This is a genomic window from Paenibacillus sp. 2TAB23 (genome assembly GCF_052115165.1).
Taxonomy (GTDB): domain Bacteria; phylum Bacillota; class Bacilli; order Paenibacillales; family Paenibacillaceae; genus Pristimantibacillus.
The window spans coordinates 490,252-508,577 of sequence record NZ_JBFRGD010000001.1 but is presented as its reverse complement, the minus strand read 5'-3'; the positions used below and the strand labels follow the sequence as shown (position 1 = coordinate 508,577).

At 51.5% G+C, this 18,326-nt stretch carries 11 protein-coding genes and 1 pseudogene; 9 read left to right on the top strand and 3 right to left on the bottom strand.

What is annotated here, in order from left to right:
- The first annotated feature begins 28 nt into the window (after window positions 1-28).
- The 4 genes from AB4Z29_RS02290 to AB4Z29_RS02275 all read left to right on the top strand — a co-directional run bounded on the left by AB4Z29_RS02290 (window position 29) and on the right by AB4Z29_RS02275 (window position 4,830).
- On the top strand, window positions 29-1,366 hold the full coding sequence (locus AB4Z29_RS02290) for a response regulator (RefSeq protein ID WP_441941518.1): 1,338 nt from the start codon (window positions 29-31) through the stop codon (window positions 1,364-1,366).
- A 105-nt stretch (window positions 1,367-1,471) separates the two neighbouring features.
- Window positions 1,472-2,395, top strand: coding sequence for a carbohydrate ABC transporter permease (locus tag AB4Z29_RS02285; RefSeq protein WP_183568997.1), 924 nt, complete (start codon window positions 1,472-1,474; stop codon window positions 2,393-2,395).
- Window positions 2,392-3,264, top strand: coding sequence for a carbohydrate ABC transporter permease (locus tag AB4Z29_RS02280; RefSeq protein ID WP_441941517.1), 873 nt, complete (start codon window positions 2,392-2,394; stop codon window positions 3,262-3,264). Before AB4Z29_RS02285 ends, AB4Z29_RS02280 begins: the two co-directional genes overlap by 4 nt.
- Before the next feature lie 111 nt (window positions 3,265-3,375).
- Window positions 3,376-4,830 (top strand): ABC transporter substrate-binding protein, encoded by a 1,455-nt coding sequence (locus AB4Z29_RS02275; RefSeq protein WP_441941516.1) that lies wholly within the window; start codon window positions 3,376-3,378, stop codon window positions 4,828-4,830.
- A 49-nt stretch (window positions 4,831-4,879) separates the two neighbouring features.
- Here AB4Z29_RS02275 and AB4Z29_RS02270 read toward each other — a convergent pair whose 3' ends face one another.
- Window positions 4,880-5,080 carry a YiaA/YiaB family inner membrane protein gene (locus AB4Z29_RS02270; protein WP_308997254.1) on the bottom strand — a complete coding sequence of 67 codons (201 nt, stop codon included), beginning with the start codon at window positions 5,078-5,080 and terminating at the stop codon, window positions 4,880-4,882.
- 84 nt (window positions 5,081-5,164) lie between these two features.
- Window positions 5,165-5,302 (bottom strand): annotated as a pseudogene (locus AB4Z29_RS02265) (YiaA/YiaB family inner membrane protein); the annotation flags it as partial.
- A 544-nt stretch (window positions 5,303-5,846) separates the two neighbouring features.
- Between AB4Z29_RS02265 and AB4Z29_RS02260 the strand changes: the two are divergent.
- Entirely contained in the window at window positions 5,847-12,509 is a 6,663-nt protein-coding gene (locus AB4Z29_RS02260; RefSeq protein ID WP_441941515.1) for an S-layer homology domain-containing protein, read from the top strand.
- A 74-nt stretch (window positions 12,510-12,583) separates the two neighbouring features.
- Here AB4Z29_RS02260 and AB4Z29_RS02255 read toward each other — a convergent pair whose 3' ends face one another.
- Window positions 12,584-12,799, bottom strand: coding sequence for a hypothetical protein (locus AB4Z29_RS02255; protein ID WP_441941514.1), 216 nt, complete (start codon window positions 12,797-12,799; stop codon window positions 12,584-12,586).
- Between the two features lie 139 nt (window positions 12,800-12,938).
- Between AB4Z29_RS02255 and AB4Z29_RS02250 the strand changes: the two genes are divergently transcribed.
- From AB4Z29_RS02250 to yunB, 4 genes are all read left to right on the top strand, one after another.
- Complete coding sequence (locus tag AB4Z29_RS02250; RefSeq protein ID WP_441941513.1) at window positions 12,939-14,399, top strand: sensor histidine kinase; 1,461 nt, start codon at window positions 12,939-12,941, stop codon at window positions 14,397-14,399.
- A 10-nt stretch (window positions 14,400-14,409) separates the two neighbouring features.
- A complete protein-coding gene (locus tag AB4Z29_RS02245) occupies window positions 14,410-15,102 on the top strand; it encodes a response regulator transcription factor (RefSeq protein WP_441941512.1) in 693 nt (230 codons plus the stop codon).
- A 136-nt stretch (window positions 15,103-15,238) separates the two neighbouring features.
- The gene (locus AB4Z29_RS02240) at window positions 15,239-16,765 is read left to right on the top strand and encodes an S-layer homology domain-containing protein (protein ID WP_441941511.1); all 1,527 of its coding nucleotides are present in this window, start codon (window positions 15,239-15,241) and stop codon (window positions 16,763-16,765) included.
- A 393-nt stretch (window positions 16,766-17,158) separates the two neighbouring features.
- Window positions 17,159-18,274: a sporulation protein YunB gene (gene yunB / locus AB4Z29_RS02235; RefSeq protein WP_441941510.1), complete on the top strand. Its 1,116-nt coding sequence runs from the start codon at window positions 17,159-17,161 to the stop codon at window positions 18,272-18,274.
- Window positions 18,275-18,326: the final 52 nt, after the last annotated feature.

Genomic DNA, 18,326 nt, shown 5'->3' with positions numbered 1-18,326 from the left:
AATGAAAAGAGAACCGGGAGGAAGCTACATGTACAATATACTGATCGTGGACGACGAACCGTTAATTTGCGAAGGGCTGTCAAGCCTGCTCGCTTCTTCCGGCATTAATCTGGCCCATGTCTATATGGCGCACAGCGGCTACGAAGCGCTTGATTATTTGAGGATTGAAGAGATAGATCTGTTGATTACCGACATCCAGATGGGCTCCATGAACGGGATCGAGCTGATGCATCAGGCCAAGCTGCTCAAGCCATGGGTGCAGACCATTATTATTTCGGCGTATGAGACGTTCCAATATGCACAGATGGCTATCCGCCTTGGCGCAAAGGATTATATGATCAAGCCGCTTAACAATGAGCAGTTTTTGGATTCCGTACGGAATGTGCTGCTTAAGATGGATAAGCCCGCGGCCTCGGAGGACCAGTTCCTATCGAAGCTGCAGGAGCATTTCCACATGGAGGAGCCGCTCCCGCAGCGGACCGAGCTCTTCAACAAGCTGCTGTCAAGCCCGCAGGAGAGTGCTGGAGAGGTAGCGAGAATGCTTTATGACCGGTATGCCGTGAAGCTGCAGGGACCGTATTTCGCAGTGATCAAGCTGCGTCTGCATTTGGCGGTGAAGGATCGCGCCATACCGGCAAGAGATGCGCTGCTGCTGCAGTATGCTGCCCTTAATATTGCCAACGAGCTGCTTGATAAGGAATGGAACCATGCAGCCTTCTATTCGCCGAACCAGGAAATTAGCATTCTCATTCAGTGGGACGAGAGTGAATTCGGCGAATCGAGCGTGAACAAAATCAATCAGCTGGATATGATCGGGCGCAGCCTCTATTACAATATCCACAAATATTTGGGGCTGCACGGGGTTATCGGAATCAGCCAAATCGTGCGCGGGATCGAATTTTTAAGCATGCTTGACGAGCAGGCCCGCAAGGCCATTCTATGGAACCGCGAGCACCGTGACCATTATGTGTTTTATTATGGCGATTTTAACTGGAGCACTTACACGCAAGACCCGACGGCTGAGGAGCTGAATGAGCAGAACAGCCTGATCGTGGAGAAATCCAAGGCATATATCGATCGCAATTTCGCGCAGAAGGGTCTTACGCTGCATGAGGTAGCCCAGAAAAACCACGTCAGTCCCAATTATTTGAGCTATTTGTTCAAAAAGGACACGGGCTATAACCTATGGGAATACGTCATCAAGCTCCGAATGGAAGAGAGCCGCAAGCTCATTCTTCACACGGATTTGCGGCGATATGAAATATCGGAGCGGGTAGGGTATGAATCACCGGAGCATTTCAGCAAAATATTCAAAAAATATTATGGGATGAGTCCGAGCGAACTGAAGAAGGAAGATAAGAGATAAGATGAAGTAAAAATAGCTATCATTGCCTTAGATATGCACATTACCAGCCAGCCGTCTTCCTTCTAAAATGAGATAGAGCGATAGAAAAGAAAAGAGGGAATCCAGATGAACCAACCAGCAGCAGTTAGCAAGCCGCTCGATACCCAGGTGCAGAGGAAGGCTGGCAGGTGGAAAAAGCATGTTTCGGGCTATTTGTTTCTGTTGCCGGCAGCCATCATATTTATTTTGTTTTTGTGGGTGCCGATAACAAAGGGGATTATTTACAGCTTCTATACGATTGATTTTGTCAAAGGAAATGAATTCGTCGGGCTGGACAATTACAAGACGATCTTCAATGATCCCGACGTGTGGATCGGCGTGAAAAACACGCTTTATTACATGTTTTTATGTCTCATCATCGGCTTTTGGGTACCGATCCTGTTCGCAATCGCGATCTCCGAGCTGCGCCGCTTTCAAGGCTTCGTTCGTGTGGCAGCTTATCTGCCGAATGTCATTCCGGCGGTCGTGCTGTACGGTTTGTGGCGGTGGTTCTATGATCCGGTCGGGCCTATCAACGGTGTCCTGACGCAGGCGGGCTCGGATCAAATTGCTTTTCTCACCAATAAGAGCTGGTCGATGATCTCGCTAGTCATTATGGAGACGTGGCAGCAATTCGGATCAGGCATGCTCATCTATTTGGCGGCAGTGCTTAGCATTCCGCGTGATTGGTATGAAGCGGCTGAGATTGACGGTGCAGGCATCTTCCGCCGGATTTGGCATATTACGCTGCCGTCGATTCGCGGACTTGTGCTGCTGCTGTTCCTCCTGCAGCTTATCGCGACAACCCAAGGCTTCCAATCGCAGCTGGCGCTGCTTGACGGCGGCCCGAATAAAGCGACGCTAACGTACTCGCTGCTCATCGTCAAATACGCGTTCACAAGACTGGATTACGGGGTCGCCTCTGCGCTTGGCGTGCTGATGTTCCTTGTCCTCGGCGGATTGGCGCTGCTGCAATTCAAACTGAACAACAAGGGGGCAGCGAAGTCATGAAAAGCATAGACAGAGGCATTCTATCCAGCTATGATTACCGCAAAAAAACAAACAAGCTCGGCTTCCTAGTCGTGATTGCCGTCATCGTCGCAATGGTGGCCTCGATGCTTTATCCAGTATTGACCGCCTTGTTCAACGGCTTGAAGGCGAATACGGAGGTTAATTCCTTCCCGCCGCGCTTCCTGCCTTCGGAATGGCATTTCGACAATTATGAAGCGGGCTGGAACTTCATGAACCTGCCTGTTTTTCTGAAAAACACACTCATGATATTTGGCGGCAACATGGTCATGACGGTAGTTGTGCTCGGGCTGGCGGCTTTCAGCCTGTCGAAGCTGAATGTTCCGTATCAGCGGGCGATCTATTTCTTTTTCATGATTACGCTGTTCATACCGCCGAGCACGTATATTATTCCGAACTTTCTTAATTTGAAGGATCTTGGCCTGCTGAATACGTATGCCGCTTTCTGGCTGCCTGCCAGCGCCAGCGCGTTTTATTTGCTCCTTCTCAAAAATTTTATTGACGGCATCCATCATGAGATGTTCGAGGCTGCGCGCATTGATGGCGCATCCGATTGGAAATGCTTCAGCCTGATCGCCGTGCCGCTGTCCATTCCTATTTTCTCAACGCTCGCTATTTTCGTGTTCTCGACGGCATGGAATGATTGGTTCTGGCCCTCTCTCGTCATGCACAGCGACAGCAAATATCCGCTCGCAACTGCGGTCTACAAATACGTTATCAGCGCGCAGCGGCTGAATCTGAACATTAGGTTCGCCATCTTGACAATGGTCATGCTGCCTCCGATTCTCGTATTTCTTACGTTCCAGAAATTTATTATGCGCGGACTTCAGCTTGGCGGGGTCAAGGGATAAGCAGTTCGTAAACATACACATGATCGGAATAGGAATACACCTCGCCCAAATGAAAACGCCTCCTTTATGATGGGGATGTAGCGAAAATATGAGTTGAGAAGGGGAATATCGATGGTAAAGAAAAATGTAGCAATCCTCATTTGTATGGTTATGCTATGCTCCATCCTGGCAGCATGCAGCGGAGGCAACGGTAAGAACGATCCGAAGGAAACGGAAAAGCCGACGAATGCAGCGACAAATAATACGCCAGCAGCAGAAACAGATCCTCCGAAGGAAGATATCAAAGACAAAAAAATTACGATCAGCATCTATTATCCGCTGCCTGACCAAGTCGAGAACCGCAAGCTGGAAGACGACAAAATCAAACGCTTCAACGAAGTATATCCTAACGTAGAAATCGTGAAGAGCGACTGGCATTACAACCCGAGCGAAATCGGCATCAAAATGGCAGCCAACGAAGCGCCGACCTTCTTCAATACGTGGGCAACAGAAGCAAAGTTCTTGCAGGAGCGCGGCTGGGTAGCCGATATTACGGAGCTATGGGATGCTTATGAATATAAGGATCAAATCAATCCCGTTCTGCAAAGCCAATTCATTATTGACGGCAAGGTGTTCGGGGTATCTCAGAAGGCTTATGTAACGACAACGGTCGTTAACAAAAAGATGCTGGATGAGAAAGGCGTAGCCGTTCCGTCTTATGACTGGACATGGGAAGATATGTACAACACGGCCAAGGCGGTCGCTGATCCGAAAAAAGGGATCGCGGGTATCGCTCCGATGGGCAAAGGAACGGAAGCAGGCTGGAACTGGACCAACTTCCTGTTCGAAGCAGGCGGCGAAATCCAGACTGTAGCAGACGGCAAAGTAACGGCAGCATTCAACTCTCCCGCTGGCCTGAAGGCGCTTGAATTCTACAATAAGCTGAGATGGGAAGCCAATGCGATTCCGCAGGACTGGGCACTTGGCTGGGGAGACGCGGTTGGCGCATTCGGTCAAAGCCGTACCGCTATGGTTATCGCAGGAGCAGAAGGCGTTCTCGAGCAAGCGCTTAACCAAGGCGGCTTGAAGCCGGAGGATGTATTGACATTCCCAATGCCGGCAGCAGAGAAAGGCGGCAAGCACACTGGCGTGCTTGGCGGCGATTACCTGGTCATCAACCCGAATGCAACGAAGGATGAGCAAGAAATGGCATTCCGCTACATCACATTCGATTATTTCACGGATAAAGGCTTAGAGTCGATCGAAGCGGATATCCAGAAGCGCCAAACGGAAGGCAAATTCTTTATTCCGCCGCAAATGAACTACTACAGCCCGTCTTCGGAATACGGACAGAAGGCTCAAGCGATTTTTGACAAATACGATAACGTCTACAAATACAATCCGGAGTCCGATGCGCTGCTTGACGGCAAGCCGGAAGCGCAATACAACACGCAGGATTACTATGGCGAAGTAACGAACGTGCTGCAGGAAGTATTCTCGAATAAAGGGTCAGACTTGCAGGCTTTGCTTGATAAATCGGCAAAGGTCGTTCAAGAAAAGTTTTTTGATTCAATTAAAGTAGAATAGCAATCGAAAGGCCTCCCTTCGCAAGTTGAAGGGAGGCCTTTTATGTTGACTAGCTTTCGAAATCCTCGGCCGCATTCGCATGCAGGCTGTCTTCCTCGTTGTCTCTGATCGTTTTCTGAAGCACAAGGCAGGCGACGATGAGGAATGCACCGGCAATGGCGTAGTAGCCTTTCACGTAAAGCGGCTCCTCAAGCACATATATGCCAATGTATTGGGCGAGAACAGCAAGGATAAAGCCGGCCCAAGCCATGAATGTGAATGCGGAGGTATTACGGCTTCTATAGCCGGGATTGTAGTCCTTTAGAAACTTATCCTCGTCGTTGTCACGTGCTACCTTCTGGAGCAGGAAGGACGTGATGATTAAGAGAACGCCGGTTACGGCGTAATAGCCTTGAACGGACATCGGCTGTTTCAGCGTATAGATGCCGATAAATTCGAAGCCGCAAGCGATAAGAAAGGCTGCCCAAGCCATGAACGTGTAGGTAGGGGTATTGCGGCGGCGGTAAAAGTTAGCGGGTTTGCGTACATGCGTCGTTTCCATTTTTTCCATTTGTGAAAGCCTCCCGAATCGAGTTGTTGTTGATGTCTTTAGTTTACAGCATATTCCTATGACTGAAAGTACCAACTTATTGTAGTACCAGGTGCTAGAAAACTGAGCACTGCTCATTCTGAAAGCAGGCCCGAACTTAAAATTACGGTTAAAAATGATTGCGAATATGTTTGGAAGCAAGACCGTTCGTGGTATTTTTGTCCCGATTGCGACCTTGTCCCAGACAGACGAATTGGCTGATTGGCTGGCAGGAGCGAACTAACGATAGCTGGATTCACAAAGAACAAGCCTCTGCCGGATGGAAGGGGCTTGTTCTTCGTATCCGTAATATAACACCTATTTTATTTAGAAATGCACATCGTTATGTAAGCGATTCCAAATTATGATAAAAAGGAATGATCGCATGACATAAACGAGTGCTTTCGAACCCCGGGAGCACTTGCAAATCTTTGGGGAGGTCTGTGCAATGAAACGAGCAAGATCCATTATGGCAATGCTGCTCACGCTGCTGCTTCTGCTTACGGCAGTGCCAGTCTATGCGAATGAGGCAGCACCGGAAACGGAAGGCGCTTCTCCGCCGGAGACGGCGGCCATATCGGTAACCGAGTCTACTTATGTACGCATACAGAACAAATGGCAGAACAATTATTTGTATGAGGATGAGAGCGGGATTGTCCGTTACGGCTTTACGAGCTACGAGGATCAGTCCTCGCAATGGCTCGTAGAGGATTACAACGGCAACAAACGTTTTCAAAATCGCGCCACCGGACATTACATGACGATTGCGGAAGTTGCGCAGAGAAGGGACGCGCTGACAAGCCGTGCGATCGAAGAGAGCTCGCTTGCTGACCAATGGACGATTCATGATTCCAATCGTGCGGGTTACGTGGTCATTAAGAGCGCTACCGTTCCGGCAAACGCGAATCTCGTTATTCATCAGGAGGATCAGCTCGGCTTTGCGGAAGCAAGCAATGATATTAATATTACGTTTGAAAGCCCGCAGTGGGCGCTTGAGCCCGTAGAGCCTGCCGCTCCGATTCGGCTTGCGAACAAGTTCCGCGCAGGTCAGTATTTGTATGAAGCGGCCGACGGCTCCGTGGATTACGGCCAGATATCGGCTGTGGACCGCGCTTCGCATTGGGTGCTGGTACCTGGGGCAACCCCGGAATCCTACCGGATCAAAAACCGCTCAACCGGCCATTACATTACGCAAGGCGTTTTATGGGAGCCAATCAAAGCCATTGCTTTGGATTCCACGGTCAAAAGCGAATGGATGGTGGCACCAGCAGCGGGGAATGGCTACGTCACCTTTCAGAACGTAGAGGCCTACCAGGCAGACCCTGCGCAGCCATTCGTGCTGAACACGCAGTTTGATGACATTCATGTGCGATCGAACAATTGGTCGGTACTGGAGAGGGACAACGCGCATTGGCGAGTTGAGCTGGCACCGGACGTACAGCCCTACCGAATCGTTAATTTTACAAATGAGCCTATCGGAATCACTTACTTGCACGAAGTGGCGGGAGTAGTTAAATATGGGCCGCTGACTGCCGCAGCTGGAGAAAAAGCTTACTTCCAGTGGGTTCAGGAGGACTTGAACGGGAAGAAACGGCTRCGCAATCTGGCAACTGGTCATTACATGAGTAGGGCTGGCGCTTCAAACCAGAGTGACGCAATCCAGGTCCTGGCACTAGCGGCAAGCTCGGCTGACGATCAATGGTCGATTAGCAGCTCCAAGCTGTATGACGATTATAAAGTGGTGAAGAGCGAGGCAGGAGCTGATCACTACTTGCATATTCAAGGAAGCACGGGAGCCGCGCAGGCGGGCACAATTGATCCGAACGAGAATGCGGCGCAATGGCTGTTCGAGGATCCAGCTTTCAGCGGCGACGGTACCCCTCAATACGTTCGGATCCAGAATGATTGGCAAAGCTTTGTGCTATACGAGGATGAGGCGGGCCAACTGAAATACGGCAACGTTGCAGAGAATGATCACAAGGGACAATGGCTGGTCGAGCGCTTCAACGGTCGCAAACGGATTCAGAACAGAGCAACGGGCCATTATATCCATTTGCAGGATATGAAGGACGGCCGCATTGCTGTGTCCGAGGTTGCGGATGAGTGGACGAGTGCGGTATGGGTCATCGAGGACGTTAGCGGCTCGAAGCTGATTCACAGCGTTCAGGATCCGAATGACGTTGCAGGCCAGCAGAAGTATATTAGCTTGCAGAACCTGACCAAATATGCGGAATACGGCGTCATTAATCCGACCTGGGGCAGCCCGAAATGGAAGTTCATTCCGGTTGCCGACGCGGCGCTAACGAATGTCCGGCTCAAAAACAAAGCAACGGGCAGCTATCTCTATGAAGTGACTGCCGAAGGCGAGGATATAGGGAAGCTGAAGTATGGTGAGCTGCCAGAATCGGATATGAGCTCGATATGGTATTTGGAGAGAACGGGTGATGGGCCGACGTCCGTACGCTTGAAAAACATGCAAACCGGCCATTATGCTTCGATGGAGCATGTAGGAGGAGACGTTGAGCTAGAGGCACCGACGCAGCAGATCGTCGCACAGGGCGATATTTGCACCTGCTGGGGCAGTGCGAAATGGCTGATGGAGCCGGGAGCAGAGGAGGGCCTTGTCGTATTCAAAAGCGGCTGGGCGGGCCATTTGCTTTATGCGGATGGCGAGTCTTTCACGAAGGTCAGCAAGGCGGTTGCCGGAGAGGACAGCGCCCAATTCGCGGTGGAGCCCGTTGCGATAGCTGCGGAGCCGCTTTCGGAAGATCCAGTGCGCATTCGCAATAAGGCAAACGGCCAATATTTGTATGAGAATAACGGCGGTATTGTTCTATATGGCGATTTGGCGGATAACAATGGCTACAGCCACTGGATCATTGAGTCTGATGGCGGCTCGCAAAGGCTGAAAAACCGGGCGACCGGTCATTATATGGCGATGACGAGCGATTATGCTTTTATTGAAAGCAAGCAAACGGAGGCAGCCGAGCAAGCCTCGCAGTGGTCGGTCGAAAGCACGCCTAGCGGCTCTGAATATTGGATACGCAGCTTAAACGGGATCTACAATGATGAGCTCATCCACGTACAGAATAATGCTGGGTACGCGGAGCGCGGCTTGTACCCCGCTTCGTTCGGATCGGTGCAGTGGACCTTCGAGGATGCACCCGAGCAGTTCGAGACGCCAGTGATGGGCGAGGAGAAAACGAATGACACGGCCACTCCAATATTTGATGACACGGGATATGTCCGTATCAAGGCGAAACAAGGCGGTTACTTGTATGAGACTGATGGTGCCGTATTAACCATGCCATCGGCTGTTGACAGCGCCAGCTTGCATTGGCTGCTGCAGGACTTCAACGGTCGCCGGCTGCTGAAGAACAAAGCGACGGGGCATCTGCTTGCTTGGGATGCCGAGGCGTCCAGCCTCATTGGATATTCGGGTGAGCTTAGAGGATATGATGCTGCCCAGTGGACGATCGAGAGCCGGGCAGGCTACAAGCAGCTGTTGAATGCTTCAGAGACAGGCACTCTTGTTCAAGCAGGGGGCCAAACGGCTTATGGTATAACGAATGCGATCGAGGAGACGCTCTGGCAGCTTGAGCCGGTAGCATCGCATCAACGCTATGAAGCTGAGAAGGCTTTTGTATCGACAGGTATTCAAGCAGGAGCCTCGCACAAAGGGTACACAGGCGACGGCTATGCCGGAAGCTTCGCGGATACGGGGGACAAAATCAGCTTCACGGTTCACGCTCAGGCTGCTGGCAGCTTCGAGACGGAGCTTCGTTATTTGAATGCCTCCGATTCTGTGAAGCAGCTCAGTCTCTATGTAAACGGGATTCGAACCGAGCAGGTGCCGTTCGCGGCAGCGGAAGGCTCGGCAAGCTGGTCGACAGCAGCGATTTCAGTCGAGCTTCGCAGCGGTATTAATACGATTGCGCTGCAAAGGGATGCAGCGGATTCAGGCGGGGTGTTGCTCGACAGCTTGGTTGTCAAAAACAGCGTCGGCATCGCCTATCGCGGAGCTACGGTTCCATATATCACCTATGAAGCGGAGCATGGTGCGACGAACGGTGAGCTCATCGGAACGTCGCGCAGCTATCGCGAGATGGCCGCAGAGGCTTCGGGCCGCCAAGCCGTAAAGCTGAATAACGATGGCGATTATGTAGAATTCACGCTGGCGAAGCCAGCCAATTCGCTCGTGCTGCGCTATGTTATTCCGGACAGCTTGGACGGCGAAGGACTAAACGAGACGTTAGCGCTTTATGTGAACGGAGAGTTTAAGCAAAATATAGCGCTCAGCTCGAAGCATGGCTGGGAATACGGCAGCTATCCGTGGTCGAATGATCCGAAGCAAGGCAACGCGCACCGGTTCTTCGATGACATTCACGCGCTAATTGGCGAACTGCCGGCAGGCACTACGATTCGATTGCAGAAGGATCAAGGAAATGAAGCAGATTATTATGTGATTGATCTTGTGGATATGGAGCAGGTAGAGGGTCCGATTGCTATGCCGGACGGCTTCCTGCCGGTGACTGATTATGGAGCGGTATCCGCTGATGGCATCGATGATTCTGCAGCGTACCATGCCGCTGTTATCGCAGCAAAGGAGCAAGGAAAGGGCGTATGGTTCCCTGCCGGTCAATTTGAGCTCAAGGCGGATGTTATTGATTTGGACCACATTACGATTCGCGGAGCGGGCATGTGGCATACGACGCTGATCGGAGCCAGATTTATCGGGAAAGGCGCACAGATTGGCGTATACGATCTGCTTATCGACGGCGATCTCAATATCCGCGACGATGAGGCGCTGACGCACGCTTTTTACGGCGGCTTTGGCTCGGGCTCTGTTATTCAAAACGTGTGGGTGGAGCATTCCAAAACCGGGCTTTGGCTCTCGAAGGTCAGAGGCAGCGATGAGATCACAGATGGCCTGCATATGGTTAATCTGCGTCTTCGCAATCTGATGGCGGATGGCATCAACTTCTCCGTGGGCACAAGCAACAGTCTCATGGAGCAATCCGATATTCGTTACCCGGGCGATGACGGACTGGCGATGTGGTCGGCGGAAGGACGCGCGAGCGTGAACAATACGGCACGCTTTAACACGGTAGCATTGCCTTGGCTGGCCGATAACTTCGTCATATTCGGCGGGCAAGGCAACAAGCTTCAGGACAGCATCGGTACGGATACGATTACGAATGGCGCGGGAATTGCTGTGTCGACGCGCTTTAATCCCGTAGCATTCAGCGGGACGACGATCGTTGAGCGCAATACGCTGATTCGTACGGGCAGCGCGGATTCGGCCTACAATATCAATTTGGGCGCGATTTGGATATTTGCTGGAGAGAAGGACCTGAATGGTAAGGTTATCGTGCGTGATAACGTAGCGCTGGACAGCACGTATGCTGGTTTGATCGTTCATGGCGGCGGCTTCAATATCGACAATTTGTCGCTGCAGAACATCGTGCTCGACGGAATGGGAACGAACGGGATCGACGTTACAAGCAACGTGTCAGGCAATATCGAGGCGGATAACATCATTGTACGGGGAGAGAAGATTGCGATGCTGGCGGATGCGAATGAGCAGCTTTCGTTCACGGAGCTGAACGAGGGCTTTGCGAATCGTCCGAAGCCGTTCCGAATGACGACTGCTGATGGGGACAGAGGCCCGCTCGTCTTGACGGCAGGAGAGTCGGTGGCGCTTCGTGTGCTTGATTCGGAAGGTGTTGATCTGACGGCGGATGCAGCCCTCGTAATTGAGCATCAAGGCATTGCGTCGATTGGGGCAGATCAGAAACTGATTGCATTGACAGCTGGATTGACGCGGCTTACTGTGACGGTGGCTGGGAAGAGCAGAGTCTACTCCGTAGAGGTGAAGGAAGCTGCTGAGACTGGCGGAGAAACAGGCGGCGGAGGCTCGGGAGGGGCTGGAAGCAGCGTTACGACCCAGCAGAACGACGACAAGCTGAAAGCGGCAGCCGGAAACAAGCAGCAGCGAATTGTATTTGACAAAGCTGCGTTGACGGCAAAAGGCGAGCTCGCTTTCTCGGCTGAAGCGCTTCTGGAAGCTGCAAAGAGCAGCCCCAATGCGGTAATTGTCATCGAGCATGGAAGCGCGACGTATGAGTTTCCTCTTGCGCTGACCGAAGGCTTGCTGGAGCAATCGAAACCAGCTGTGAGCAAGAAAGCCAGCTTCCTCTTCAAGATACAGCCGGTAAGCGAGGAGCAGTCGGCAGAGCTGAAAGCGAAAGCCCAAGCGGCTGGCTTAGAGCTTGCTGGCGAACAAGTAGCCTTTACGCTTGCGCTCATAGATGGCAATACTTCGTCAGAGGTGCATAGCTTTGGGAGCAGGTACGTGAAGCGTACCGTAACCGTGGGAGGTGTGCTTGACACTGACTCTGCCGTAGCGCTGGTATATGACGCCGCAACTGGTCAATTCCGTTACGTGCCTTCTTTGTTTACAACAGCGGGCGGAAAAACGACAGCAGCAATCATAAGCCTTAGCAACAGCATTTATGCCGTTGCCGTTCATAAGCTATCCTTCAAGGATATTGGCAAGCACTGGGCCAAATCGAATATCGAGCTGCTTGCTTCCAAGCTAATCGTCAGCGGGGTTTCCGATTCGGAATTCGTACCCAATCGTACGATTACACGCGCGGAATTCACGGCCATGCTGGCGAGAGCGCTTGGACTTGGCTCAGGCGATGGTTCTAAGGCTCAGACCTTTGCAGATGTACCAGCAGCTGCTTGGTATGCAGATGCAATTAAAGCGGCTGCGAGCCACGGGATAATGAAAGGCTTCGAGGACGGCCATTTCCGTCCGAATGAGACGATTACGCGTGAGCAAATGGCTGTAATGGCAGCGAATGCGCTGCGATTCGCAAAGCAGGCGGGGGCGAACGTGAGCTTAGACGCTCCGCAAGCAGTGAGCTTTGCCGATGAATCAGACATTCACGGCTGGGCAATCGAGGCGGTGAAGACGGTCGCTGCCGCAGGAGTGCTGAAGGGCAAGGGCAACGATCGGTTCTTGCCTGCTGATCTAGCAAGCCGCGCGGAAGCGGCAGTGATCATTGCGCGTTTGCTGCAATTCGTGCAATTGTTAGACAAATAACAGCGAGATCTAATTGAAAAACGGTGTCAGCCTATTCCGCTAATGCGAGCGGGCTGACACCGTTTTTGCTGTGTTCATCGTTTTCTCAGTACGAAAAATTCGCATTCCTTGCGGTTGTGATAGGCGATATCGCTAACCCCGGACTGGGTTACGATTAGGCTATCGTCAAATCGCACGACAAGCGAGCTTGCGTCGATGAGCTGGTTGTTCTGAAACACGCGAATACGCTGCTGCTGCTCAAGAACCTCTTCAAAATCAAGGTCGGTGCTCAGTCGTCGGTTGATAGCCATCGTTAAGCTCCTTTGTCAAGGAAATAATACTATCAGTCTATCGCATGCGGACAGGTGTTGCAAAGTCTCTTTGTCGCCCCGACCTATCCTATGTTACATTGTAAACACGAAAGATGAACACCAAGAAGGAGCGACAAGCATGTCTATACGTATTCGGCTGCTGCTGTCCTACACGTGCATTCTCATCGTAACAATCGTGTTGTTTCTTGCTGCCGCGCTTCTTTTCGTGGTTGCAATAACCGGTGATGTACGGAGCGTAAAGGACTTTTACAATATTCATTATTCCGTAAACCCGCTCACGGAGCAGGAGGAGACCATCTTTCTCGACCTCAAGTATATGGCCAAAAACGAGCCGGATTCCCTGCTTGATCCGGAGCTGCTTGATCAATATAATTACAAGCTTCGCGCGGAGCAGGCGGAGCTGTTCATTCGGAAAGAGGATAAGCAGCTCTATTCCTCATTATCCGTGAAGCAGCCAGCCTTTATGGAGCATCTGCCTGATTACGAAATGGAAAATAACGCGATTCGGAATACGCTCCAAATCGGCGAGCATTTCTATGCGTATGCCAAATTCGATTTTTATTTTCCTGACCGCTCGAAGGGCAGCGTGCTGGTCGTACGCGAGCGAAGCCCGTTCGCGGAAATTGTGCGTACGCTGCTTCCTATTTTTCTAGGCGTGCTGTTTATCGTCCTGCTGCTCATGAATGTGCTGCTCTACTATGTCTTGACGCGCAGCATCGTCAAGCCGCTTGAGCTGCTTCGGAAATCCACGGAGCGAATCACAGCGGGCAATCTGTCCTTTGAGCTCCATGCGGAAGGGAACGATGAGATCGCCAGGCTAAGTGAAGCATTTGAGGTGATGCGCGGGAAGTTGAAGCAGTCCGTGGAGAAGCAATTGCAATATGAGCACAACCGCAAGGAGCTGATCGCGAACATTACACATGATCTGAAAACGCCGATTACCTCGATTAAAGCGAGCATTGAAGGCATTCGGGACGGCGTGCCGGATACGAAGCAGAAGATGGAACGGTACGTGAATACGATTCTGACGAAGGCTGATGACATGGATCAGCTCATTGATGAGCTGTTTCTCTACTCTAAGCTGGACTTGAAGCAGCTGCCATTTACCTTTGAGCCGATTAATTTGGGACACTTTATTCAGGATTATGCGGAGGACCTGCAATTCGACCTGCAAGAACAAGGCATACAGCTGGAATGGAGCATCGATACTTCGCCTGATTCGAGCGTGCTGGCCGATCGCGATAAGCTGAAACGGGTTTTAGTGAACATCATGGACAACTGCGTGAAATATATGAAGGAATCGCCGAAAAAAATCTCAATTACGCTGCAGCCGGAGCAGGGGCAGCTCTGTCTAACGATCCGGGATAACGGGCCGGGCATTTCGGAGGAGGCCGTTCCGTTTGTGTTTGAGCGGTTCTTTCGCGAGGATTTGTCCCGCAGCAGCCAAACCGGAGGAAGCGGGCTTGGACTTGCGATTGCAAAGCAGATTATTGAAGGACATGACGGCTCCATATACGCGGAAAGCAAGCTTGGGGCAGGCACCTCGATCATTATTCTATTACCGCCTGCCAAGCAATAGGAGGACGCCAATGACGAAGATTTTAATCGTGGAAGATGAAGTGACTATAGCCGAGGTCGAGAAGGATTATTTCGAGCTGCACGGCTTTTCGGCGGACATTTGCTTAAATGGAACAGATGGCCTGCGTGCCGCGATAAACGGCCAGTATGATCTCATCGTGCTTGATTTGCAGCTTCCAGGGATAGACGGTTATGAGCTATGCAGGCAGATTCGGGCCGAGAAGGAGGTTCCGATCCTGATCGTATCCGCCAAGAAGGAAGAGATCGATAAAATTCGCGGCTTAAGTCTCGGCGCCGATGACTATATTACGAAGCCGTTTAGCCCAAGCGAGCTTGTCGCTCGCGCGAAGGCGCATTTACAGCGCTATCAGCGCCTGATCGGCAAGCGCGAGACGAAGGGATCGGAGAAAATCAGCATTCGCGGCTTGCAGATTGATGCCGGCTCACGCCGTGTTTATGTGAACGGCAGCGAGGTACAATTCACAGCGAAGGAGTTCGATTTGCTCTCTTTCCTAGCKCTAAATCCAAATCATGTATTCAGCAAACAGGAGCTGTTCGAACAGCTATGGGACATGGATTCACTGGGAGAAATCGCTACCGTGACCGTTCATATTCGCAGGCTGAGGGAAAAGATTGAAGCAGATCCTTCAAACCCGCAATATATCGAAACCATATGGGGGGCAGGCTACCGCCTGACTGTTTAGACGGAGCTGAGGCATTCGTTTCGGAAAAGTTTCGCGGCTGTTTATCTTTTGTTAATATTCTGTTTGCTCGGGGTTTATTTTTGTGATTTATCATGAGTTTTAGTTAAACAACAGCACTCATGAGGAGGAAACAAAGATGAATTTCGTTTCGAATAAGATGGCAGCAATCGTATTGGCAGCAGCAATTGGGGCTTCGGCTCTTGCAACGGGACCTGTGAATGTATGGGCAAGCGGCGGAGCGCAGGCAACGGCCGCAGGGCTTGGCTTTCAGGATATAAATGAGGACGGCGCTTCTTCGGCAGCCATTCAAGAGCTAGTGAAGCAAGGAGTAATGAACGGCTATGGCAATGGTCTGGTCAAGCCGAATGCGGCAGTAACGCGTGCGGAGCTTGCCAAGCTGGTCGTGACAGCGCTGGGACTGCCGGTTAACGCGGCTCAGCCTGCGGGAGTTGCGGATCTGGCGGCGGACAAATGGTACTATGATTACGTTGCAACGCTTGTTAACCTAGGCGCGATGCAACACGAAGGTGGATTGCTGAAGCCAAATGAGCCGGCAACCGCAGCGGAGCTTGCAGGCGTAATCTCGAAGGCGTTGAAGCGGGATGCTGCTTCCGTTCAGTACTGGGCGAAGAATGTGGGCGTAAAGGCTGAATCGGTGACGCGCGGCGAACTGGCGCAGCTTGTCGTCACATCGCAACAGGCCATTGCATCTGTGGATGCATCCGTTACAAAGATTAACGTGCTAAACACGATTACGCTTGAGGTTACCTTCTCGGAGCCATTGACGCCGGAGGATGCGGCGCTTGATCAAGCATTGAAAAACTTCAGCTTCAGCAATGGACTCACCATGCTTAACGTGCCGCAGCTGAAAACGGGCTCTATCTCAACCTACATCGTGCCAACCTCTCCGCAGAAGGCAGGAGCATCCTATGAGCTGACCTACAAAGGCAAATCCGCAGGCCATTTTGAGGGCAGCGGCGAGAAAATCGAGATGAGCAGCGCCGGCCAAGTTTCGTTCGATACGTTTGAGGTGGTGTCAGAGCTGTCCAAAGGCGTTACGGATTACGGAAATGTCATTTCGGCGTATTCGGTTGGCAGAGCAGCCATTGCCTTCGTACTGGATGAGAATAACCAATACAACGGGAATTCGTATGAGATTATTTCCTCCATGCGAGCCAAGCAGGTAACGATTACGCCAGAGGGCGGTACGCCGATGCAGGCGACATACGTCTTATTCACGCAAGCGACCGATGGCCGCCAAGCGCCTAAATTCCGGCTGCCTGCAGGTTCTGTATTGACACCGGGCGTTAAATATACGGTAACCTCGGAATGGTCGAATATCGCGAACGGCACTTTTGTTGCCAAAGAGATCGCACCGCTGGAGCTGGCTTCGACAAAAGCGTTGAATGACAGCTCGCTTGAGCTCACGCTGAAGGAAGATCCGAAAGACGAGCTGTTTGCGGTTCGGAGCATTGAGCTGACGGGTACGGATGGCAGCAAGCTGACCGCGACTTATAAGCTGACATCACGCAAAGGGGCAACGGGTATTTTTGAGCTTGCAAGCGGATCGAAGCTGGCAGCGGGCATGGCGTATAAAGTGAGTGCCGTTTCGGGCTGGGCAACGGGCAGCAATATTACTGTCACATTGTCCGAATTAAATTAAAGGTGATTTAACGAGGCAGGCCGATTGCGGCTTGCCTTTTTTGTGCAGATATAGGTGGTAAGCTCTCACAATGTGAGTAATTAATGAATTCAGATTTCAGTCTGTCAATTCTCCTGAATTCAGTTCTCATGCTGTAAGCTCACACTATGTGAGTACTTAATTCAGATCTCATGCTGTAAGCTCTCATAATGTGATTTCTCCTGAATTCGGTTCTCATGCTGTAAGCTCTCACTATGTGAGTACTTATGATTCAGATCTCATGCCGTTTGCGCTCATCATGTCCGTTTTGATGAAATCCGTTCACATGATGGCTGCCTGCTTATCTTCTTTTTTGGCCAAGTTCCGCATAAGTATGGGTAATGGCTGCGAGCCGGAATGCGGGAGGGGATCGGATTGGCGAAATGGGGAAGGAGAGGCTGGCGGTTCAGACCGTTTGGCGGAAGCCGGATGCTCGGATCAGGCCGACCGTTCTCACGGGTTAAGGCAGTGAGCTGGGGAAGCCGCGGCAGCACGTCCGCATCGCGCCCCGCACCGAAGAAATGGGGCACAAGGGGAAGTTCGAGCAGCAGCAGGCGGCCCGTGCTTAACTTTGGCGGCTCCAAAAGCAAGAGCAGCGGCAGCTCAGGCGGAGCATGGGGAGCGAGACCGGCAAGACCTAGAATCAGGCGCAGGACGATTTTCATCATTACATTGGTCGTGATGATGGTGTTTACCATACAATCTTTTGTTTATATCGAACGTAACCTGCGTCCTCCGCTTATGAACATCGCGAAAATTAGAGTGAAGCAGGTAGCAACGCAGGCTATCAATAAAGCGATAACGGAGCAGGTGGCAAGCCGCTCAGATACAGATAAGCTCATTGATTGGAAAATGAACAGCAATGGCAAAATATCCGGCTTCATGCTGAATTACGCTGAGCATATGAGCATCACCTCGCAAACGATCAATACGGTGCAAGCGACGTTGAACGACATGAAGGATATTCCAGAACATATCCCGATCGGCCATGCGCTGAACAGTGCCATTATATCTTCATTCGGACCGCGGGTCCCGGTCAAATTCGAGCCCGTTGGCGCCGTAAAGGTAGACCTCAGCACGCGTCAAAAGGATGCAGGCATCAACATGATTCTGGTTGAGGTGTTCATTCGGATCATAGCAGAGGTCACGATTATTATCCCGTTTGACACCGAGCCGGAAATCGTCGAAACGGATATACCGATTTCCTATCTCCTTGTTGTAGGCGACGTGCCTATGTATTATTACGACAACACGGGCAAGCCAGTTGGCGATTCGGCTGCGCAGGCTCCCAATATTTCCGTTCCACTAGGCCAAGGAAACGGCAGCGGCGTGACGGCGAATCCTCAGAACAGCGGAAATGAAGAGAATTCTAACTCGGGAGCAGCTGGTGCCGAAGGCGCGGAAGAAGGATCTAACGGGTCGGAGGGGCATTCCAATAACTCGGGAAATGTCGAAAGCAACTCAGGCAATGCGGCAGGCGGCGGGGAATAGCCGTTTATTAAAAAACGACTTTATTATCCGCTGTGAAGGGCGGACGATAAAG